Source organism: Kitasatospora sp. NPDC101155, assembly GCF_044768305.1.
Taxonomy (GTDB): Bacteria; Actinomycetota; Actinomycetes; order Streptomycetales; family Streptomycetaceae; genus Kitasatospora.
On sequence record NZ_JBIWPN010000015.1, the window covers coordinates 203,756 to 224,596 of the forward strand.

Consider the following 20,841-nt stretch of genomic DNA (forward strand, 5'->3'; position numbering starts at 1 on the left):
CTTTTCCTGTACGGTGAGATGCGTGCTTAAGGCACGCATATTCTCGATCCATCCAGCCGTCCCACCGGAGGAACCTCCATGCGTCACACCGACATCACCGCCGCCCTCACCGACCTGCTCCTCGCGCCGGGACTCGACCTCCACGAGGCCGCCGACCGGCACTTCGCCCCCGACTACCGCCAGCGCACCGACGGCGAGTGGAACGACCGCCAGGAGTTCCTGGCCCACATCGCCCACCTGCGCACGGTCGTGGCCGGCGGCTCGGTCGAGGTGCACGATGAACTCTCGTCCGGCGACCGCTACGCCGACCGCCACACGATGACCGTCGTCAAGACCGACGGCTCCACCGTCCGCATGGAGGTCTACCTCTTCGCCGAGTTCGCCCCCGACGGCCGCTTCCGCCGGGTCGAGGAGACCACCCTCATGCTCGAAGGCGCCGAACACGACCGGAACATCGGCAGCGCCCGCTGATCCGGCCGAGGCGCCCGCGGCGAGGCGGGACCCGGGCTCCGCGTGCTGGTCGACCGGGCGTGCCGGGCGGTGCCGTTCTCGTCCTCACGGTCAGTGCTGGACGCCCGGGGAGAGGGCGAAGTCGGCGAAGTAGGCCTGCTGGGTGCTCGCCGGCCCCCAGCTGGTGTCGTGGCCGCCGTAGAAGGTGGAGAAGAGGACGCCACCGAAGGGGAGGGAGCTGATGCCCGAGGCCTCGCCGTGGGCCGAGTGGACCTGCCGGCCGTCGTACCAGACGGTGATGTCGCCGGTTGTCCGGTTCACCAACTGCTCGACCGTGTGCCACTTGCCGTCGGCGAGGAACCGCCAGTCGCCGAGGCCCTCGTCCACGCCGTAGCCGGTCGGGCCCGAGCTGGTGGGCGTGTAGAGGTAGACCTCGCCGTTGTCGGGCACGCCGTTCGCGCCGCGCCACATGTACCGGGTGGACCAGCCGCTGCCGTGGTTGCCGCCGGACTCCTGGCCGATCCGGCCGCCGTAGAGGCCGGGTAGTTTCCCGGCCCGGCCCCAGTCGCGGCCGGCCGGGAACCTGACGCGGTACGCCAGGTCGAGGGTGCTGCCGTGGGCGAGTGCGGACAGGCCGAGGGCGTTCAGGTCCGTGTAGAACTGTCCGCCTCCGGTGGCGGGGCAGTCGGCGCACTTGTTGTCCGAGGAGCCTGCTCCGTAGGTGACCTGGAGGGCGGAACCGTCGCCGGGGGCGGTGGGGTCGGAGACCTCGGCCAGGTTGTCGCCGCCCCAGGCACCTTGGCCGACGACGCCCCAGGCGTGCTGCCACGACGGGGAGCCGTAGCCGGTGAACTGCCCGGTCCAGGCGGCACCTCCTCCGACGGGGCCGCTTGCCGCGGCTGCGGGCTGTCGGGGCGTCGGATGGGCGGGGGGCTTGCCGGCCGGTGCCGCGCCGCAGCCGGCGGCGGCCGCCAGCGCCAGGACGGTCGCGCCGACCGCTGCCGAGGTGGCCGGTCGGCGCCGCCGCCCGGTCCGTCGGGGACGTGGATGCACGGGAGTCCTCCTCTTGGTCGGTTCCGGCGGATGCCCTCCCAGGAGACGCGGCCGGCCGGGTGCGCCGATCTCCACCTCGGGTGCGAGCACTGGAGACCGGCGCTTTCCCGACGTCGTCGCGTCAGGAAGGGTTCTTGGTCGCGAGGACGTCGACCACGCGGATGTCGGGGGCGGTGGCGAGCAGTTCCGGGCCGACCTCGGCGAGCGCGGCGGGGATGCGGCCGGTGAGGTGGGCCTGGCGCGCGTCCTCGTCGGCGAAGGCGTCGAAGATGCCGAAGGTCGCGCTGTCGACCTGGAACGCGTACCAGATCCGGGTGCCGGGCTCGTCCTCGACGACGGCGCGGCCGGCGTCCAGGAAGGCGGCAAGCTCCGCCTCCTTGCCCGGCTTGGCGGTCAGCAACGCGAGGACTCCGAGCTTCAGTGTCATGACGGGATCTCCATGGTAGGTCAGTGGTTGAGTGGCGATGCCGTCAGCGGCTTCGCAGTGGGGCCGGTAGCGGACGTCTGGCCCGGGAAAGACGTTAGGGCCGTGATCGATCCGCCACGAGCGGCGGAAACGACGTTTCGAGTACCGTTTACGCCATGCGGGTGGTGATGGCAGCGGTTGACGGCGTCTTCGATTCGGGGCTTTCGGCAATCATGGATGTGCTCGGCGCGGCGAACTCGCTGAGCGCGCGGGACGGTGGCGCGCCGCCGTTCTCGGTGACCGTGGTCGGCGGGGGGTCGCAGGTCCGTACGGGGAACGGGCTGAGCCTGACGACCGTACCGGTCGGGGAACTCCCGTACGGCACAGACCTGTTGCTGATGCCGGCGGTGGGCTTCCAGGCCCCCGAGCGGGTGGTCGCAGCGGTCCGCGAGCCCGCCAACGCCTGGCTGTTCGACCTCGCCGCCGCCTTCGCCGCCTCCGGCACCCCACTGGCCGCCGCGTGCAGCGGAGCGTTCTTCCTGGCCGAGTCGGGGGCCCTCGAACGCAGGCGAGCGACCACGAGCTGGTGGCTGGGACCAGCCTTCCGCGCACGCTACCCCGCTGTGGTGCTGGAGGACTCCCGGACGCTGATCCAGGACGGCCCGGTCACCACCGCGGGCGCGGCCTTCGCCCACATCGACCTCGCGCTGTGGGTGGTGCAGCGCCACAGCCCGGCCCTTGCCGACCTCGTCGCCCGCTACCTGCTGATCGGCGACCGACCCTCACAGGCCGCCTTCGCACTCCCCACCCAACTGGCCCAGGCGGACCCGCTGATGACCGCCTTCGAACGGTGGGCCCGCGCGCACCTGGCCGATCCGCCCCCGCTGGCCGAAGCCGCCCGCACGCTCGGCGTCAGCCAGCGGACCCTCCAGCGCACCGCGCAGACCGTCCTCGGCAAATCACCCCTGGACTTCGTCCAGGACATCCGACTGGACGAGGCGACTTTCCTGCTGCGCACCACCACGCTCAGCGCCGAGGCGATCGCCGGCCGGGTCGGTTACCGCAACGTCAGCACCCTGCGGGAACTCGTACGGCGCCGACGCGGCGTATCCCTCGAAACGCTGCGCCACGGCGGTGCTGCCGATGCCGCCGGGCGGTGCACGCCATCGTCCTAGAGGCCCCGGGCGGACCCCGCGGCAGGCCGAGCCTTCGCTTCGACCGCCCAGCCGGTCAGGGTGGTCTTGCCGATGGCGGTGCCGGACTCCAGGAGGCGGTGGGCTTCGCGGAGGTTGGCGGCGTTGATCGGGCCGAGGTCCCGGGTGGCGGTGGTGGTGATCAGACCGGCGTCGACCAGCCGGGCGACCTGGGCGAGGATGCGGTGCTGGGTGGCCTGGTCGGGGGTCCGGAACATCGAGCGGGTGTACATGAACTCCCAGTGGAACGAGATGCTCTTGGCCTTGAGGGCGCCGATCTCCAGGGTGTCGAAGTCGTCGATGGCGACGATCTGCCCGAAGGGATTGAGTGCCTCGGCGTAGGCGGCGAGGTTCCGGTCGGTGCCGGCGGTGCCGAAGACGTGGTCGATGCCGCCGGGTGCGACGTCCGCGAGTTGCTCGACCAGCGGGCCTACGGCAAGGTGGCGGTCGACGGCGGCGAGGCCCGCACCTACGTGGCGTACTACATGAACAAGCTGCACGGCTTCACCGCGGAGAAGGACTACTTCGTCACCCTGGACCACCCGGGCGAGGTCGACCCGGAGAGCGTGATCGCCGAGTTCCCGTACACCCACCCGATCCTCGACGTGCGGGTGCGGGAGCTGCAGAAGGACATCTACCGGGTCAACGAGGGCACCCGGGTGAAGCTCTGCGGTTCCTACTTCCACTCCAAGGCGCTGCACTGGGACCACTCCACGGCGTCACGCCCTCCGCCGTCTCGCAGCAGCTGCGGCTGCTGGAAGAGGAGACCGGAACCCGCCTGCTGGAGCGCACCGGCCGTTCCATCCACCTCACGGCCGCGGGCCGTCGGCTGAACAGGGACACCGAGCACGTGCTCGCGGCTCTGGAGCGCGCCCGCATCCGCCTGCACACCGAGGCCGAAAGGCCCGCAGGCCCCCTCGGTTTCGCCTGCTTCCCCAGTGCCCTGGCATCGGTGGCCGCACCGCTCGGCAAGGCTCTGGAAGAGACCTGTCCGGATGTACAGCTCCACATCACCGAGGCCGAGCCCGAGGCTGCCGTACGACTGCTGCTCCAGCGCCGTGCCGACCTCGCCCTCGTCTACCGGTACGACAACCTGGCCACGTCCCCACCCGTGGGCGTGGAAACCTGGACGCTGCGAACCGACCCCCTGGTCGCCGTCCTGCCCCGCGACCACCCCGCGGCCCTGTCGGCCGGCTCTCCCATCGCCCTGCGGGAACTCGCGGACACACCGTGGACCACGGCCCCGGCGCAGACCGCGTGCGGAGACGCCGTCCTCCAGGCCTGCCGGTCAGCCGGGTTCACTCCCCAGGTGAGGAACATCTGCACCGACTTCTCCACCATGATCGCTCTCGCCGAGAGTGCGGGCCACACCGCCCTGATCCCCCGCATGGCCGCCACACACCTGCCGCCCGCGCTGATCGCGCGACCGGTGACCGACGGCACCCTCGCCCGCACGATCGAGATCGCCGTTCGCCACGACACGGCACACGACCCCGCGATCGCCGCCTGCCTCACCACGCTGCGCACGCTCCTGCGGGGATCAGCGTGAGTGGAGCCAGGGGTCGCGCCAACGCGGGTGGCCGACGAGCAGCTCGTCCGCGCCGGCCGGCCCCCAGGACCCCGGCTCGTACGGCTCCACCGGGGGCGGGTCGTCCAGCAGCGGCTGGACGATGCGCCATGTCTCCTCGACGCTGTCCTCCCGGGTGAAGAGGCTGGAATCCCCTTCCATGGCGTCGCCGAGCAGCCGCTCGTACGGCTCCGGTGCCTCTCCGAGTTCCTCGGAGAAGATCAGCGACAGGTCCACCGTCCGGGTCGCCTGGGCGCCGGGCTGCTTGGCCTGCACGATCAGGTCGATACCCGGGTCGGGATCGATCCGCAGGACGAGCTCGTTCGGGTCGGGCGCGAACGTCGGCGCGAACCCGAGCCCGGGGGGCTGCCTGAAGACGGCCCGTATCTCGGTGACCCGCTCCGGGAGGGCCTTGCCGGCCCGGATGAAGACCGGGACGCCCGACCAGCGCCAGTTGTCGATCTCCAGCCGCAGCGCGGCGTAGGTTTCGGTCCGCGAGTGCGGGCTCACCCCCGGCACGTCCAGGTACCCGTCGTACTGGCCGCGGACGTAGTGCCCCGGGTCCGCCGCCGGGATGGCCCGGAACACCTCCACCCGCTTGTCGCGCAGTCCGTCGGCGGAGGTGCTCGGCGGCTCGGCGGCGAACAGCCCGATGAGCTGGAGCAGGTGGTTCTGCACGACGTCGCGGAGCGCCCCGACCGGGTCGTAGAAGCTGCCCCGGTCCGCCACGCCGAAGTCCTCGGCCATGGTGATCTGCACGCACTGGATCCGGTCGCGGTTCCACAGCGGCTCCCAGATGGAGTTGGCGAACCGGAGGAACAGGATGTCCAGCGACGGTTCCTTGCCGAGGAAGTGGTCGATACGGAGGATCTGCCGCTCCTCCAGGAGCCTGCGCAGCTGGGCGTTCAGCGCCCGGGCCGACGCCAGGTCGTGGCCGAACGGCTTCTCCACGACGACCCGGGCCCGATCGGTGAGGTGGGCACCGGCCAGGCCCTCGACGACGCGGCCGAACAGCGACGGCGGGATCTCCAGGTAGAAGACCGGAGTCCGCCGGGCCTCGATCGCCCGGGCGACGCGGTCATAGGTCCCCGGGTCCCCGAAATCGCCGGAGACCATCGACAGGCGCTCCGCGAACCGCTGGAACACCTCCTCGGTGATCGTCTCGCCGGCGTCCTCGATGGCGCGGCGGGCGTGCTCCCGCAGGGTCGCGGCGGACCACTCCTGGCGGGCCACGCCGACGATCGGGCACCGGAGCAGCCGGCGGCGCTCCAGGCGGTACAGGGACCGGAAGGTCATCTTCCTGGCCAGATCTCCGGTGATACCGAAGATCACCAGGACATCAGCGGCGGTGCTCGCCGGTGCAGTCATGGCACTCCTCGTCGTCGGCCGCGGCAGCGTCGGGGTCACGGCAGGACGAACCGCTCCACGGCGTCAAGCCGTCAGGCCCTCGATCGCCACGGGAAGGTGGCGCGGGCCGCGCAGTACGGCGTTGGTGCGGTAGGGCGGCGGGTCCTCCAGCAACCGGGAGAATCTGACCCGGCGGAACAGTTCGGGCAGAGCGAGCTGTGCTTCGATGCGGGCGAGCGGCGCACCGAAGCAGTAGTGGATGCCGGTGTAGAAGCCCAGGTGCTCGTTGTCCTTGCGGTCGGGATCGAACCGGTCGGGGTCCTTGAAGCGTTTGGGGTCGCGGTTGGCCGCGGCCAGCATGAGCCAGACCGGCGAGCCCTGGGGGATCGTGGTGCCGGCGACGTCGATGTCGGCCAGGGCGGTGGTCCAGGTGACGAACTGGACCGGGGGCTCGTACCGCAGCACTTCCTCGATGAGCGGGACGACCAGGCCCGGCTCCTTCTGGAACCGCTTGAGGACGTCCGGGTGGCGCAGCAGCGTGAGGGTGGTGTTGGTGATCAGGTTGACGGTGGTCTCGTGGCCGGCGACCAGGAGCAGCACCGCGGTGGCCTCCAGGTCCGCCGGCGTCATGCTGCCTCCGGGACCGGTTTCGGGGGCGAGCGCGCTGAGCATCCCGGGGCCGGGGTGGCGGCGTTTGGTCTCGATCAGGTCGGACAGGTAGGCGCCCAGATCCGCGCGCGCCTGCTCCGCCTTTCCCCGGCCGGCGTCGCCGCCGGGGTGGGGATCGAGTTCGGACGTCAGGGCGTCGGCCCAGCCGTGGAAGCGCCGTTCGTCCTCGCGCGGTACCCCCAGGACCTTGCAGATGGCCGTGACGGGGAGGGGGTAGGAGAAGTCCTCGACGATGTCGACCTGGTCCTTGCCGTCGAAGGCGTCGAGCAACTCGGCGACGACCTTGGCCAGTTCGCCGCGCAGGCCGTCGAGGAACCTGGGGCTGTGCGGGGGGCCGAACGGCCGGTTGATGGTGTCGCGCAGCCGGTCGTGCACGGGCGGGTCCGTGAAGATGAAGCCGGGCGGCAGGCCGGTCTCCTTCGCCGGTTGCCCGATACGGGCGTAGCCGGCCGGACGGTTGCTCGTGTCGTTGCTCAGCCGCGGGTCGTTGGCCAGGCTCCGCACCTCGTAGTAGGTGCTGACCAGGTAGGTGCCGTCGTCCTCCCGCCGGACCGGTGTCTTGCGCAGTTCCGCGTAGAGCGGGTACGGATCGGCTCGATTGGCGTAGTCGGCGATCTGCGCGGAGATGCTACCGAGCGTCATGGTGTCTCCTGAGGGCTCCGGGCGGCACAGGGCCGTTGATCAGGCATGCGGCGGAACGAACGCGACACGCCGCTCGCTCGGGGAATGGCCCGTCAGCGTGACGGTGGGCCCGTGGGTGGGCAGGTGGGGGTCGGGGAACGCCGGGTCGACCGGCTGGGGTGCTTCGGTCCGGCGGTCGACCACGCGGTACTCCGGCGGGAACGGCGCGGCGGCCTCGATCTGCTGCTGGTAGAACCCCAGCCACTTGGCTCCGTCGAAGGACGCCGCGGCGATGACCCGGCCGCGGTAGCCGTACACCGCGACGAACCGCTCCTCGGCGAGCGCCCCCTGGGCGACGAGCAGTTGGTCGCCCAGCGAGGGCACACCCACGGACTTGATGTTCACGCCGAACTGGGAGGACCAGAACATCGGCAGCCACAGGTGGGGACGGCGCTCGGGGCCCGCACAGATCATGTTGTGGGCGGCGGTCCCGGCCTGCTCGACCGCGTTGCCCCAGTGCTCCAGCGACAGGAACTGGTAGTCGAACAGCGGGTGCGGGCTGCGCGCGACGTCACCGGCGGCGTAGATGTCGTCGGTGACGATGCCGTTGACGTCGAAGACCCGGCACCCGGCGTCGCACGCGATCCCCCGGGGGCCCGCGGCCACCCCGGAGCCGGCGAGCCAATCGGTGTTCCGGATGGCTCCGAGCGAGACGACCGCCACCTCCACCTCGATCGCCGAGCCGTCGGACAGATGGGCGCGCCTGAGCCGTCCGACGTAGTCGCCCTCCAGCGCGGTGACGCTGATGCCGCAGCGCAGATCGACCCCCTTCCTGCGCTGCAGCCGGCCCGCGGCCTCGCCGACCACCCCGCCCAGTGCGCCCACCAGCGGTGCGGGGCCGCGTTCGGCGACCGTGACGTCGAGGCCCAACTCCCGGCAGGCGGACGCGACTTCGGAGCCCGTGAAACCGGCGCCGATCACCAGCACCCGGGACACGCCCCCGGTCAGCCTCCGGTACAGGCGCGCGGAGTCGTCGCGCGTGCGCAGCGCGAAGACCCCGTCAAGAGCCGCCTGTTCCGGGTGGAACCAGGGCCGCGCCCTGGTCCCGGTGGTGATCAGCAGACGGTCGTAGGCGACGGTGTCCCCGTTCGCCAGGCGTACCCGCTTGGCGTTCCGGTCCAAGCCCTCGGCGGCGACGCCCAGACGCCATTCGGCACCGATCCGGCGCCGCCGCGGCAGGGCGGTGTCCTCGGCCCGCGCCCGCCCGAGCAGCGCCTGCTTGGACAGCGGCGGCCGGTCGTAGGGCTCGTACGGCTCATCACCGATCATCGTCAACGATCCGGTGAAACCCTCCTCCCGCAAGGTCTCCGCCGCACGCAGACCGGCCAGCGAAGCACCGACGACGACGATGCGGCCCTCCCGCCGCAGAACCTCGACGTCCGTGTCAGCCGACATGGGGCTCCACACCCTTCGTCGGTTCGTCCGAGTAGTCGGCGAGGATGGCCTGGACCGGGCAGGCGGCAACGGCCTGCTCCACCCGGTCGCGCTGCGCCTCGTCGAAGCGGGGGGAGAACAGCAGCGCCTCGTCGCCGTGCAGGGCGAAGACGTCCGGGGCGAGGAAGACGCACTGCGCGAACCCCTGGCACCGGTTGAGATCGACGACAAGCCTCATCTGGAACCCGCTCCCTGCACGGGCCGCGGTGGCCGAGCCCCGCAGCCGTCTGCGGTCGGTCCGTGTGGTCGGTGGGCATGCCTCACATTCAGGATCGAGCCTCCGTAGAGGCATCGCAAGGTGAGGGCGGTCGGGGGTGGTCCGTCAGCCCGCCGCGGCCGGTGCGAGGGAGCGGATGTGCCGGGTGAAGCGGGTTCAGCGGTCGGCTCAGCTCTTCTTGACGGTGATCGCGTGAGTGACGGCCGTTCCCACCGCGAGCAGCAGCGCGGCGGCGGCGACCAGGACGCTCGTGGAACCCAGGACGTCCGCCGAGTTCGACGCGTGCTGGAGGTCGGTCAGCATGACGTTGACCGGGGACATGCCCTTGCCGAGCATGACGGCCAGCAGGAGTACCAGGGCGACGACGAGCGCGTAGCCCTGCCGCCGGAACACCAGCCGGGAGCAGACCAGCCCGACGGCCATGCCGGTGAAGGCGCTGACGAGCTGGGCCTCCGTACCGAGGGCCAGGTCGGCGGGGCCGACGGTGTGCGTCCCGAACAGCAGCGGCAGCCCCAGGCCGGCCACCGTCAGCAGCAGGCACCAGGCGGCGGCGGTCGCGACCGATCCGAGCAGGACCCTCAGGTGGCCGCCCGCGCTGACGACCACGATCGAGCGGTGCGGCGGGTCCTCCAGGCCGATCAGCGCCATGGTGAGCCAGGTGGAGCACAGCAGCATGGAGGCGGCCACCGCGGAGTAGGTGGCGGCGAGCGGACCGGTGTCGTTGCTGGTCAGCACGGCGGCCAGGCCGACGAACAGGAGCAGCGGCGCGAGGTAGCGCTGGGAGAGCAGCAGAACCGTGAACATGTAGCGGACCAGGGAGATCATCGGGCGACACTCCTGGCGTCGTCGTCGGTCCGGGAGCCGTGGTCGTGCGCGGCCCTGGTCACCGCGTCCACCGACCAGAGGTGCTGAAGCGCCGTCATCAGTACGGTGTCCGAGTGCTCCCGTGCCACCCGCAGGACGATGCCCCGGCCCAGGCGGGCGGCGTCCACCACGCCCGGGAGCGCGTACCAGTCCAGCTCGGCCGGAACGGTGCCGGTGGCCGGCGGGGTCAGGACCAGTTCCACCATCGGGGCGGGGCCCCCGGGCCGCGTGGCGCCCCGCCAGGTGACCCTGCCGTCGGTGATGGCGTAGGCGCCGTTGGCGTGCGTCCCGCTGATCGCCTCGCGGTGGTCGGTGAAGACCACCGCGCCGCCGTGGGCGGCCGCCTCGTCGATGAACTCGCCCAGGACGCCGTGGGCCGAGGCGTCCAGGCCCGACCAGGGCTCGTCGAGGACGAGCAGGTCGGGCCGGACGAGCAGGGCCTGGGCCAGTGCGACCTTCTGCGCGTTGCCCTTGGAGAGCGTGCGCAGCGACGCGGTCGGACCGCCGACGAGGGCCAGTCGCTCCAGCAGGTCGCCTCCCCGGGCGCGGGCGGCGGAGGTCGACATGCCTCGGATGCGCCCCATGTGGGTGAGGTAGGAGATCGCCGAGACGCGTTCGTGCGCCGTGAAACGGTCCGGTACGTACCCGATGGCCGGTGGTCGGGCCGAGACCGTGCCGGACGTGGGCTGCGACAGCCCGACCAGGATCTTCAGCAGGGTTGACTTCCCGGAACCGTTGGTGCCGACCACCGCGACCACGTCGCCGGCGGAGACCTTCATGTCCACATCGCTGAGGATCCACCGGCCTGCGCCGTAACGCTTGCAGACAGCTTCGCAGCGTAACAATTCGACTCCCGAATGTAACCATCGCGCGCACGCTACTACAGTCAGGCATCGAGTCGGCATCCCTGTCAACGGAGTCCGGAGGGCGCCGACCGCCGCGCCGACCGCGCCCGGCCCGCCGTTCCGGCAGGGAGCGGGGCCGCTGGCAGGATGGTGGCGCGCCGGAGGTGCGGGGTTGCATGAAGCTGCCAGGGATCTGAGCCGGGTCGGGGGCCGCGGCCTAGGGTGGCGGGCGACCTAGCAAGGGAGCACCTGATGGCCGTTCTGGCTGCCGGCGGGATCGACGACCTGTCCCTCGCACTCTTCATCGTGCTGGCGGTCGCGGTCACCCTCGGGATCGTCGTCTTCGGGGTGTCGGCGGCCTCGCGTCGGCTGCTCGGCGTCAGCGTCGGTCCGCTTCGCGCCCTGGCTGCCGGGCTGGTGGGACTGGGCACACTGACGGCCTTCGGGCGGGTGGTGCACAACAAGGACAACCTCGGTGCGCTCAGCACCCTTCAGATCGCGCTGTCCCTGTTCGCCGCGATGGCCTGTCTGGTGTTCGCCGAGGTCTTCGTCCCGTACGGGAGTTGGGCGCGGCCCCTGCAGGCGCTGCGCGGCATGGGCCGGCGGCTGGGCCGGGCGCGCCGCTACTCGCAGATCAGCCGGATCTTCATGCGGCACGGCCTGAGCCGGATGCTGCGCGGCCGCGCCGGCTGGGACCGGGCGCTGCAGCCCGGTGAATTCGGGGAGCAGTCCGCCAGGTCACTACGGCTGGCCCTGGAGGAGTGCGGCGGGGCGCTCATCAAGTTCGGCCAGGTCCTGTCCACCCGTCGCGATCTGCTGGCGCCGCACTTCATCGACGAGCTGAGCCGGCTGCAGAGCGACGTGCCACCCGAGTCCTGGCCGGAGATCGAGGTCGTCCTCCAGGAGGAGCTGGGCAAGCCGCTCGCGGAGGTGTTCGAGTGGATCGAGCACAAGCCGCTCGCCGCCGCCTCCATCGCCCAGGTGCACCGGGCTCGGCTGATCGGCGGTCCCACCGTCATCGTCAAGGTCCAGCGTCCGGGGATCCGTGAGGCGGTCGAGCGCGACCTCGACATCATTCTCGCCATCTCTCGTGGCCTGCAGTCCAGGGCGCGCTCCGCGCAGGCCCTGGGCCTGCGCGAACTGGGCCACGGATTCGCCGAATCGTTGCGCGAGGAGCTGGACTTCCGGATCGAGGCCCGGAATTCGGGGGCGGTCGCGGGCGCCAGCGGGGGACTCGAACCCGACGCGCCGGTGCGGATCCCGCAGGTGTACTACGAGTACACCTCGGCCCGGGTCCTGGTGCAGGAGTGGCTGGAGGGCGTCACGTTCGACCGGGCCGGTCCCGTCGCCGACTCGGCGGGCCTGGACCGCCGCGCACTGGCCAGGACCATCCTGACCGCCGTCCTCCATCAGATCCTGGAGGTCGGCGTCTTCCATGCCGACCCTCACCCGGGCAACCTGCTGCTGCTCGACGACGGGCGGATCGGCATGATCGACTTCGGCTCGGTGGGCCGCATCGACCCGTCCGTTCGGCTCTCCATCCACGAACTGCTGGTGGCCGTCGACCGCGGCGACCCGGCCGGCCTGCATGACGCCCTGCTCAGCCTGCTGGGCACCAGGGCCACCACCGACGACGACCTGATACCCGACGCCCTGCTGCTGGAAAAGGAGCTGGGGCGCTTCATGGCCCGCCACCTGGGAGCGGGCGCGCAGGCGGACACCCACATGTTCACCGCGCTGTTTCGCATGCTCACCCGCTTCGGGCTCGCCGTGCCGCCCGAAGTCGCCGCGTGCTTCCGGGCCCTGGCCACCATCGAGGGCACGCTCACCCAGCTGGAGCCCGACTTCAATCTGCTCGACGAGGCCCGGGCGTTCGCCGTCGGCAGGCTCACCGACCGGTTCACGTTCGGTGCCGCGCGCTCCGGGAGCGGGCGGCCCACGGGCAGGGGCGGGCCGTCCGGCTACGCCTCCCTGGCGCAGAGCGCCGTGCAGGAGTTCCTCGCCGTCCTGCCGATGCTGCGTCGGCTGCCCCGGAGGGCCGAGCGCATCAGCGCCTCCCTGGAGGAGGGACGACTCGGGGTGCGGGTGCGGGTCCTCGCCGACGAGCGGGAGCGGCGCTTCGTCTCCGGGCTGATCCACCAGGTCACGGTCACTCTGCTGGCCGCCTGCACCGGGCTGATGGGCGTGATGCTGGTGGTGTTCGGCACCGGCAAGGGGCCACGGGTGACCGGGCAGCTGGAGCTGTTCCCGCTGCTCGGCTACCACGTGCTGGTGGTGAGCGCGATCCTCATGCTGAGGGCGCTGTACACGGCGATGCGCCGGCCCACCTGACCGGGTGGGCTCAGAGCCGGACGGGCAGTGCCTCCAGCGGCCGGACCACCGGGCTGAGCTGGTAGCGCAGCTGTGACGGGTCCACGGCCAGGGTGACATCGGGGAACCGGTCGAAGAGCCGTCGGGCGCCGATCTCGGTGATGACCTTCGCCAGATGGGCGCCCGAGCAGTAGTGGATGCCGAAGCCGAAGCCGAGGTGGGCCGGCTTGTGCCGGTCCAGGTCCAACCGGTCGGGGTCGTTCGGGAATTGGTGCGGGTCACGATTGGTCGACAGCACGCTGATGATGACGACCTCACCCGCCGGGATGCTCACCCCGCCCAGCTCGACCGGTTCGGTGGTGACCCGCTGCAGGGCATTGCTGATGGGGCTGACGTAACGGATCAGCTCGTCCATCGACTTGCCCCAGCGGCCGGGCTCCGCCAGCAGCGCGGCCCGCTCCGCCGGATGAGTGAGCAGCGCTGCGATCACCCCGCCGACCAGACTGGCGGTGGTGTCGTTGCCGCCCGTCATCAGCGCGAAGCCGGTGGAGAGGATCTCGGTGCTGGTCAGCCGGCGCTCCTCGTCGGCGTGGATCAGCGCGGAGAGCAGATCCTCGCCCGGCTCCCGCTCCTTGCGTGCGATCAACTCGGCCATGTAACCGGACAGTTCCTGGATGCTGCTGTCCAGAACCCCGGAGCTCTCGGTGGGGGAGTGGGTGCGTAGCGCGGTCGACCAGCGCAGGAAGTCCGGCCAGGCGTCGGCCGGTACGCCCATCAGCTCGGCGATGGTGATGACGGGCAGCGGGTCGGCGTACCCGGCGATCAGATCGGGGCGGGGCTGCCCGGCCAGGCGGGTGAGCAGGTCGTCGGCGATCTCCTCGACGCGCGGGCGCAGGGCCTCCGCCCGGCGCGGGGTGAAGGCGAAGCTGATCGCCCGGCGCAGCGGGGTGTGGCGCGGCGGCTCCAGATTGGCGAGGTGGTTCGCCTCCTCGGGCGGCGGCGTCAGGGTGCGGCCGGTCCGTTCGGACATCAGCCGGTAGTGGACATGGATGTCGCGGCTCAGCCGGGGGTCGGCGAGCGCGGCCTTGGCGTCCTCGTAGCGGGTCACCACCCAGGCCCGTCCGCCACCGGGCATGGAGAGTTCGCGCACCGGGCTCTCGCGCCGTACGTACTCAAGGACCGGGAAGGGGTTCTGGGTGAAGTCATTGGTGAGCATCCAGTACTTGGAGAGTGCCCGGGTGCCTGTCATGTCCGTCCTCCGTGCCTTCGGCTCCGGCAGTTGCGCTTTTCTCGGACGTTAGGGGTGCACGCCGTTCCGCGCAGGCGTGTTTCCAAGAGTTCGAAGTGGGTCGGGCCTGCGCCCGATCGGGTCGGGCCCGCCGGGGAGTCCGGTTCGACGTGCGGACGGCCTGGCCGTGCGGCGGGCAGGCGGGCAGGCGGGCAGGAGAGTTGCAGCTTCCTGCATCAGCCATTGCCCCGTTACTTCAAGTGAGCTGATATGGAGTCGAATTCACTGGGATCTGGCGGTAGAACGCGGGGAGCCGGTGGAGACGCTTGTGATCCGTCGATCGACAGGGGGATAGATGCACGAGCGTGAGTTCCGTGCCTTTGTGTCTGTTGCTGAAATCGGCCGGATGGATCAGGCCGCGAAAGCACTGGGATATTCGCAGCCTGCCATCAGCTACCAGATCAAGTGCCTGGAGCAGACGCTGGGCACCCAGCTCTTCACCCGTGATTCGACGGGGGCGAGACTCACCCGGGAGGGGCGCATGATCCTGCCGTCCGCCCGGGCCGTGCTGGCCCTCATCGACAGTATGAAGGGCGTCTGTACGGTGTGAGTCGACCGGCGCCGGGCCGTGTGCACCGGCCCGGCGCCGGGCCGCTCCGCGTGTACCGCTCAGTGCGCCAGGCCGCTGTCCCACACCCAGGCGGCGATGCCGACCCGGTTGCGGGCGTCCAGCTTGCGCTGGACGTTGGCGATGTGGGTCTTGGCGGTGCCGGCCGAGATGAACAGCTCGGCCCCGATCTCCGCGTTGGTCAGGCCCTTGGCGACCAGCAGGGCGATCTCCCGCTCCCGCTCCGTCAGCACGTCGACGGGCTGCGTGGGCGCGGGCTTGGCTTCCTGGAGGTGTTGCAACAGGCTGACGGTCAGTGAGGGGCTGATCAGGGTGTCGCCCTCCATCGCGGCACGTACCGCCTCGACGAGCAGCGTGGGGCCGGAGCGCTTGAGCAGAAACCCGCAGGCTCCGTTGCGCAGCGCGGTGTGGACGTATTCGTCGAGTCCGAACGTCGTCACGACGACAACCCGCACCGGATTCTCGGCCTGCGGCCCGGCGAGCCGCCGAGTGAGCTCCAAGCCGTCCATGCGCGGCATGCGAATATCGGCCAGTACCACGTCCGGCTTCAGTTCGGTCGCCAGTTCAAGGGCCTGCAGGCCGTCGGCGGCCTCGCCGATGACCTCCATGTCCGGCTGGGAGTCCAGAATCAGGCGAAATCCCATGCGTACGGATTCCTGATCGTCGGCGAGGAGTATGCGGGTCGTCACGGTAGGTACCGTAGTGGCCGATCGCGCCGATCGGCCACCGGTGCCTTATTCAAAGATTCTCTGTGGGCTTCGGCCGTGGTTCAACCGCTGTCAGCATCGGGGCAGTTGGACCTTGAGCGCCGCGGGCGCGGCGCGTATCCCATGGTATGGAGTTGGTGACCTGGCATGGCTCACGCCGGAAAACTCAAAGCGCTGGTAGCGACCGCGGCAACGGCGGCGCTGTCCTTCGCGCTGCTCGGCGCCGAGGCCCCCGCGGCGTCCGGATCCGGATCGCACGGTGATGCGACCAGGGTGGGGTGGCTGCCCGCCGCGGAGGGGGCTCCGGACCAGCCGGCCTGGCCTGACGGGGTATTCGGCGAGGCGTCCGGGCCGGCCCTGGATGGCGGGCCCGCGACCGCTCCGGCCGGCCCCGTCGACGGCGCCACCCTGGCCGACCCCCGGCCCGAACTGGCCGCCACGGGACAGTCGGCCGCGTCCGCCTACGAGTTCGTGATCGGCACCGGTGACAGCCCGCGTACCGGCCAGGTGACCTCGTCCGGCTGGATCGACTCCCCCCGTTGGCAGGTTCCTGCAGGCCTGCTGAAGGACGGCGGCCGGTACCGGTGGACGGTGCGGACGAAGGACCGCGCCGGCCGGGTCGGTGCGGACGCCCCCGCCCGTTCCTTCGCGGTGAACCAGCGGCTGGGCGCGCAGCCCCCGGGGGGTCCGGTGCCCACCGACACCCTCGGCCCGGTCACCGTCAACCTGTCCACCGGCAACGTCACCGCCTCCGTCAACACGGCGCAGGTGCACACCGGTTCGGGTGTCCTGGGTGCCACGTTCAGTTACAACTCGCAGGCCGTGGGCACGGCGGCCGGGCTGACCGGTTCGTACTACGCGGGGGACTCGGACACCGGGATCGCCGCTGGTGAGAAGGCGGCGGCCGTACGGACCGATGCCCGCGTCGACTTCCGCTGGGGCACCCAGGCCCCGTACCCGGGCGCGGCGCCCGACGCGACGTTCCGCGCCCGCTGGGCAGGGCAGTTGAGGGTCCCCGCCGACGGGCGCTACCGGCTGGGCGGCACCTATGACGGCGGTCTGCGGATCCTCGTCGACGGCAGGCCGGTCCTCGACGACTGGCAGCGCGCCACCGCCACCGGTGACCAGGCGGTGTACGGCCAGGAGCTCAGGCTCAAGGCAGGGCAGACGTACGACATCAAGGTCGAGTACCGCCGCCGTGCAGGCGGCGGGCAGGCCGGGCTGTGGGTGAGCGGCGGCGGACACGCCGTTCCGGTGCCGGCCTCCTGGCTGCAACCGGCCGGCGCGGTGCTCCCGCCGGGGTGGACCGTGACGCCGGCCGCCACCGGCCCGGACACCGCCGGTGCGGCCAACGTGGCCGCGGCCCGCGGTGGTTCGCCGTCCACTGCCGCATCTGCCGGTTCCTCCGGAGCGGCCCCGGGCCAGGCCGGACCGGACAATGCCGCGGTACCGGACAAGGCCGCGGTACCGGGCAGCGCCAAGGCCAAGGCCAAGACCACATCGGGTGACGGTGCGTCAGGAGCCGCCGAGTCCGCGACCAGCCCCGAGGGCGCGGCCGCCCGTATCGCGGCCGCCGAGAACGACGGCCTCACGTTCCGCTACGCGGGCAGCGCGGAGTGCGCGGGCAGCGCGGCACCGGCCGGGTATGTCTGCGCGGTCGTGGTTCCCGGCGCGGGAACCACGCAGCTCTTCTACCGGAACGGGAAGCTGACCCGTGTCGTCAACCCCGGCGGGGATACCACCGACTTCGGCTTCACGGCCGACCACCGGCTGAGCGTGGTGCGGCCCCCGCTCGTCATGGACTGGATCGCGGTCGACCCCTCCCGGCGTGACACCGAGGCGGCCCAGTACCGGATCGACTACCAGCGGGACTCCGCCACGGCGGCCCGGGTGACCGCGCCCGACCCGGCCGGCGCCACCGGACAGCCCGACCGGCGGCCGGAGCACGGCTACTCCGTCGCCTCCGGTGCGACGGAGGTCCGGGTCGCCGGGGTGGGAACCCCGCAGGGCTGGACGCGCAAGGTCACCTACGACACCGCGGGCCGGCTGGCCGGCGACTCGGACGGGACCGGGCGCACCACGCGCTACGTCTGGACGGCCACCGACCAGCCGGCGTCGGTGACGGACGCCGCCGGGCGGATGACCACGACGGTCTACAACGAGGCGGGGCTGCCGGCCGGTTCGTACGGGCCGGGCCCGCAGAAGTGCTTCGGCTCCGATCTGCGTCCGTTCGATCCGGCCCCCGAGGGCTGTGACAAGGTCCCGGCGCAGACGACGTCGTACGGTCCGACCGGCACGACGACCGAGCGCGCCGACTCGGACGGCGTGCCGCAGCAGACCGTGGAGACCCAGCTCAACGAGTTCGGGCTGCCGGTGGCCACCGTGGCCGACCCCAAGGGCCTGGCGCTGAAGACCGGTTATGAGTTCGACGGCTCCTTCCGGCCGGTGTCCAAGACGCTGCCGACCGGCTCGAAGGAGACCTTCGCCTACTACGGGGCGAGCGAGAGCGCCGAGAATCCCTGCACGCCCGGGAGCGGTCCCGTCCCACAGCGCGGTCTGCCGAAGGCCACCACCCTGCCCGCTCCGGTGACCGGTTCGCCGCGGGTGGAGAAGTTCGTCTGGGACGCGCGGGGACTGCCGGTCGCCGTGACCAACGGCGCCGCCGACTGGACCTGCGTCAGCTACGACGCGCGGGGACGGATGACCGGCACCTTCGTTCCGAAGGACGCCAACGCGCCCGCACGGACGGTGAGGTTCGACCTCGCGGTCGGCGGGGACCCGCTCAGGGCGAGCGCCTCCGATCCGCTCGGCACCATCGAGTTCACGACCGACCTGCTCGGCCGTACGGCGCGCTACACCGACACCTACGGTGTCCGCACCGACACCACGTACGACCGTGCGGGGCGGATCGTCCAGGAACGCACGACCCCGCCGGTGGGCGCCGACGCGCCGCAGGTGAAGACCGTGCAGTACGACGCCGCGGGCCGTGTCACGACCGTGTCCTTCGGCGCGACCATGCTCGCCACCGCCCGTTACGACGAGGGGGGCGACATCGCCGGCGCGACCTACGCGAACGGGACGCGGCTGGACGTCGGCCGTGACCCGGAAGGCCGGACCGTCGCCAAGAACTGGACGCTCGCGGACGGCCGTACGCTCTCCGGTACGGTCACCCGGTCCCGCTCCGGCACCGTGGTCAAGGAGTCGACCGCGGGCGAGGACCCCCGCCCCGACGGCCCCGACTACCGGTACGACGCGGTGGGACGGCTCACCGACGCCTGGGTCACCGGGCACCACTTCACGTACGACTTCACCTCCCCGGCACCCGCCGCCTGCCCCGCGGGCACCAGCGCGAACGCCGGAGCGAACGGCAACCGGGTCAGGCTGCTGGACCGCACCGAGTCCGGTACGGCCGAGACCGGCTACTGCTACGACGGCTCCGACCGGCTGCTCGCGACCACCGGTGCCCAGGTGCTCGGCGACACCACGTACAACGTCGCCGGGACGCTGAGCGGGTACACCCTCGACGGTACGCCGATGAGCCAGCGCTACGACGCCGCCGAACGCTACATCGGCAAGAGCGCGGGCGGTTCCGACCCGGTCGACGTCACCTACCCCAACGACCTGCTCGACCGGCAGGCGGGCCGCACGGTCACCGAAGGAGCGGACACGGAGACCCTGCTCTACAGCTACACCAGCGCCGCCGACCACAACGTCGACCTCGTCCTGCGGGGCGACAGGCGACTGCTGACGCGCACCGTCGCACTGCCGGGCGGCGTGCTGTACGTGGCGAAGGCGGCCGCCTACTCCGGGCAGGACACCTGGAACCTCTCCACCGTGCGCGGCGACGTCTTCCTCGTCACCGACGACGACGGAGGGCAGGTGGGCGACGTCTACCGCTACGCGCCCTACGGCGAGCCGCTGTGTCCGGACGGGACGATCGACAGCAAGCACGTGCCGGACAACCTTCCCGGCGAGAACGGCTACGCGTGGCTCGGGCAGTACGAGATCCGCTACGAGCACGCCGGAAGCGTGTCGGCCTACGACCTGCAGACGCGCACCCTGGAGCCCGCCACCGGCCGGTTCACGGGGCCGGTGACCCAGGGGCCCTTCGCGAACCCTTACGACTACGGGACCGGCGACCCGATCAACCACGCAAGTACCGACGGGGTCGGCCTGAACAAGGAGATGAAGTCATGACAGCAGGATTCAGTGACGCCGACGTCGAGACGCTCGAACACAACGGTACCCGGCTGGTCCGGGTCCACCCCCGGCACGACGGCGCGCACCGCGACTGGTTCACCCGCAACACCGAGGCGCTGCGCGCCGCCATGTACGAACACGGCGCCGTCCTGGTGAAGCGCAGCGGCCTCGCCGAGCAGGCCGAACTCGCGGTCCTCGCCGAGGAGATCGGCGGGCGGACCCTGGAGTACAACGAGCGCTCCACCCCGCGCAGCCGGGTCACCGGCAAGGTGTACACCTCCACGGAGTACCCGGCCGACCAGACCATCGCGCAACACAACGAAGCCTCCTACTCCGAGGCCTGGCCGCACAACGTCTTCTTCTTCTGCGCCCTCGCCGCCAAGGCCGGCGGCGAGACCCCGGTGGCCGACAGCGCCGCCGTCCTCGACCGGCTCCCCGCCGGCCTCGTCGAACGGTTCGCCGAGCACGGGGTGCTCTACACCCGTACCTACCGCAACGGCATGGGCCTGTCCTGGCAGGAGGGATTCCAGACCGACGACAAGGGACAGGTCGAGAGCTACTGCTCCGACCACAACATCCAGACCGAGTGGGACGGGGACGTGCTGCGCACCCGCCAGCGCAGGCCGGCCCTGATGGTGCACCCGGTGACCGGCAAGAGGGTCTGGTTCAACCAGGCACACCTCTTCCACGTGAACGCGCTCCCGGAGGACGTCCGCGAGGGGCTCCTGGAACTCTGCGGCCCCGACGGGCTGCCCCGCAACGCCTACTACGGCGACGGCTCGCCCATCACCGCCGACGAGCACGCCGCGATCACCGCCGCGTACGAGGAGACGACGCTGGCCGAGGAGTGGTCCACCGGTGACCTGATGATGGTGGACAACATCCTCACCACGCACGGCCGCCGCCCGTTCACGGGCGAGCGCAAGGTACTCGTCGCCATGACGCAGCGCACGAGCTGACCGGCCGCCGGTCGCCCCCCCCGGGGCGGGCGACCGGGCCGCAACCGGACACCCCCGCCGAGACGCGGGACCGAGTGCCCGAC

At 71.4% G+C, this 20,841-nt stretch carries 19 protein-coding genes; 8 read left to right on the top strand and 11 right to left on the bottom strand.

From position 1 onward, the window contains the following. The first annotated feature begins 78 nt into the window (after positions 1-78). Complete coding sequence (locus tag ACIRYZ_RS24055) at positions 79-471, top strand: nuclear transport factor 2 family protein (RefSeq protein WP_402947365.1); 393 nt, start codon at positions 79-81, stop codon at positions 469-471. 90 nt (positions 472-561) lie between these two features. On the opposite strand, the gene ACIRYZ_RS24060 is transcribed toward ACIRYZ_RS24055, so the two are convergent. Together ACIRYZ_RS24060 and ACIRYZ_RS24065 are read right to left on the bottom strand one after the other, a co-directional pair. Next, positions 562-1,503: a polysaccharide lyase gene (locus tag ACIRYZ_RS24060; RefSeq protein WP_402947368.1), complete on the bottom strand. Its 942-nt coding sequence runs from the start codon at positions 1,501-1,503 to the stop codon at positions 562-564. 121 nt (positions 1,504-1,624) lie between these two features. Further along, positions 1,625-1,930: a putative quinol monooxygenase gene (locus ACIRYZ_RS24065; protein WP_402947370.1), complete on the bottom strand. Its 306-nt coding sequence runs from the start codon at positions 1,928-1,930 to the stop codon at positions 1,625-1,627. A 155-nt stretch (positions 1,931-2,085) separates the two neighbouring features. Here ACIRYZ_RS24065 and ACIRYZ_RS24070 point away from each other — a divergent pair, with 155 nt between their 5' ends. Beyond that, positions 2,086-3,084, top strand: a complete 999-nt coding sequence (locus ACIRYZ_RS24070; RefSeq protein ID WP_402947372.1) for a GlxA family transcriptional regulator — start codon at positions 2,086-2,088, stop codon at positions 3,082-3,084. Here the strand turns inward: ACIRYZ_RS24070 and ACIRYZ_RS24075 are convergent. Then, entirely contained in the window at positions 3,081-3,602 is a 522-nt protein-coding gene (locus tag ACIRYZ_RS24075; RefSeq protein ID WP_402947375.1) for a zinc-binding dehydrogenase, read from the bottom strand. The genes ACIRYZ_RS24070 and ACIRYZ_RS24075 overlap by 4 nt on opposite strands. On the opposite strand from ACIRYZ_RS24075, the gene ACIRYZ_RS24080 reads away from it, so the two are divergent. Continuing rightward, a complete protein-coding gene (locus ACIRYZ_RS24080; RefSeq protein ID WP_402947444.1) occupies positions 3,588-3,935 on the top strand; it encodes a hypothetical protein in 348 nt (115 codons plus the stop codon). The genes ACIRYZ_RS24075 and ACIRYZ_RS24080 overlap by 15 nt on opposite strands. Then, positions 3,857-4,651: a LysR family transcriptional regulator gene (locus tag ACIRYZ_RS24085; protein ID WP_402947440.1), complete on the top strand. Its 795-nt coding sequence runs from the start codon at positions 3,857-3,859 to the stop codon at positions 4,649-4,651. Before ACIRYZ_RS24080 ends, ACIRYZ_RS24085 begins: the two co-directional genes overlap by 79 nt. On the opposite strand, the gene zwf is transcribed toward ACIRYZ_RS24085, so the two are convergent. The 6 genes from zwf to ACIRYZ_RS24115 all read right to left on the bottom strand — a co-directional run bounded on the left by zwf (position 4,643) and on the right by ACIRYZ_RS24115 (position 10,666). Continuing rightward, positions 4,643-6,037, bottom strand: a complete 1,395-nt coding sequence (gene zwf, locus ACIRYZ_RS24090; RefSeq protein WP_402947378.1) for a glucose-6-phosphate dehydrogenase — start codon at positions 6,035-6,037, stop codon at positions 4,643-4,645. The two genes, ACIRYZ_RS24085 and zwf, sit on opposite strands and share 9 nt — an antisense overlap. Before the next feature lie 63 nt (positions 6,038-6,100). Then, positions 6,101-7,327, bottom strand: a complete 1,227-nt coding sequence (locus tag ACIRYZ_RS24095) for a cytochrome P450 (RefSeq protein WP_402947380.1) — start codon at positions 7,325-7,327, stop codon at positions 6,101-6,103. Positions 7,328-7,366: 39 nt separating this feature from the next. After that, positions 7,367-8,761, bottom strand: a complete 1,395-nt coding sequence (locus ACIRYZ_RS24100) for an NAD(P)/FAD-dependent oxidoreductase (RefSeq protein WP_402947381.1) — start codon at positions 8,759-8,761, stop codon at positions 7,367-7,369. After that, positions 8,751-8,978: a ferredoxin gene (locus ACIRYZ_RS24105; RefSeq protein WP_402947383.1), complete on the bottom strand. Its 228-nt coding sequence runs from the start codon at positions 8,976-8,978 to the stop codon at positions 8,751-8,753. Before ACIRYZ_RS24105 ends, ACIRYZ_RS24100 begins: the two co-directional genes overlap by 11 nt. A 207-nt stretch (positions 8,979-9,185) precedes the next feature. Then, a complete protein-coding gene (locus ACIRYZ_RS24110; RefSeq protein ID WP_402947386.1) occupies positions 9,186-9,842 on the bottom strand; it encodes a hypothetical protein in 657 nt (218 codons plus the stop codon). Further along, positions 9,839-10,666: an ATP-binding cassette domain-containing protein gene (locus ACIRYZ_RS24115; RefSeq protein ID WP_402947389.1), complete on the bottom strand. Its 828-nt coding sequence runs from the start codon at positions 10,664-10,666 to the stop codon at positions 9,839-9,841. Before ACIRYZ_RS24115 ends, ACIRYZ_RS24110 begins: the two co-directional genes overlap by 4 nt. A gap of 312 nt (positions 10,667-10,978) precedes the next feature. Between ACIRYZ_RS24115 and ACIRYZ_RS24120 the strand changes: the two genes are divergently transcribed. Continuing rightward, complete coding sequence (locus ACIRYZ_RS24120) at positions 10,979-13,057, top strand: ABC1 kinase family protein (RefSeq protein WP_402947392.1); 2,079 nt, start codon at positions 10,979-10,981, stop codon at positions 13,055-13,057. A 10-nt stretch (positions 13,058-13,067) separates the two neighbouring features. Here the strand turns inward: ACIRYZ_RS24120 and ACIRYZ_RS24125 are convergent, their stop codons facing one another. After that, entirely contained in the window at positions 13,068-14,285 is a 1,218-nt protein-coding gene (locus ACIRYZ_RS24125) for a cytochrome P450 (protein ID WP_402947395.1), read from the bottom strand. Positions 14,286-14,619: 334 nt separating this feature from the next. On the opposite strand from ACIRYZ_RS24125, the gene ACIRYZ_RS24130 reads away from it, so the two are divergent. After that, positions 14,620-14,874 (top strand): LysR family transcriptional regulator, encoded by a 255-nt coding sequence (locus tag ACIRYZ_RS24130; RefSeq protein WP_402947397.1) that lies wholly within the window; start codon positions 14,620-14,622, stop codon positions 14,872-14,874. A gap of 59 nt (positions 14,875-14,933) precedes the next feature. Here ACIRYZ_RS24130 and ACIRYZ_RS24135 read toward each other — a convergent pair whose 3' ends face one another. Beyond that, on the bottom strand, positions 14,934-15,581 hold the full coding sequence (locus tag ACIRYZ_RS24135) for a response regulator (protein ID WP_393033938.1): 648 nt from the start codon (positions 15,579-15,581) through the stop codon (positions 14,934-14,936). Between the two features lie 165 nt (positions 15,582-15,746). Between ACIRYZ_RS24135 and ACIRYZ_RS24140 the strand changes: the two genes are divergently transcribed. Together ACIRYZ_RS24140 and ACIRYZ_RS24145 are read left to right on the top strand one after the other, a co-directional pair. Then, positions 15,747-19,796, top strand: a complete 4,050-nt coding sequence (locus ACIRYZ_RS24140) for a PA14 domain-containing protein (RefSeq protein WP_402947401.1) — start codon at positions 15,747-15,749, stop codon at positions 19,794-19,796. After that, a complete protein-coding gene (locus tag ACIRYZ_RS24145; protein WP_402947403.1) occupies positions 19,793-20,758 on the top strand; it encodes a TauD/TfdA family dioxygenase in 966 nt (321 codons plus the stop codon). Before ACIRYZ_RS24140 ends, ACIRYZ_RS24145 begins: the two co-directional genes overlap by 4 nt. Positions 20,759-20,841: the final 83 nt, after the last annotated feature.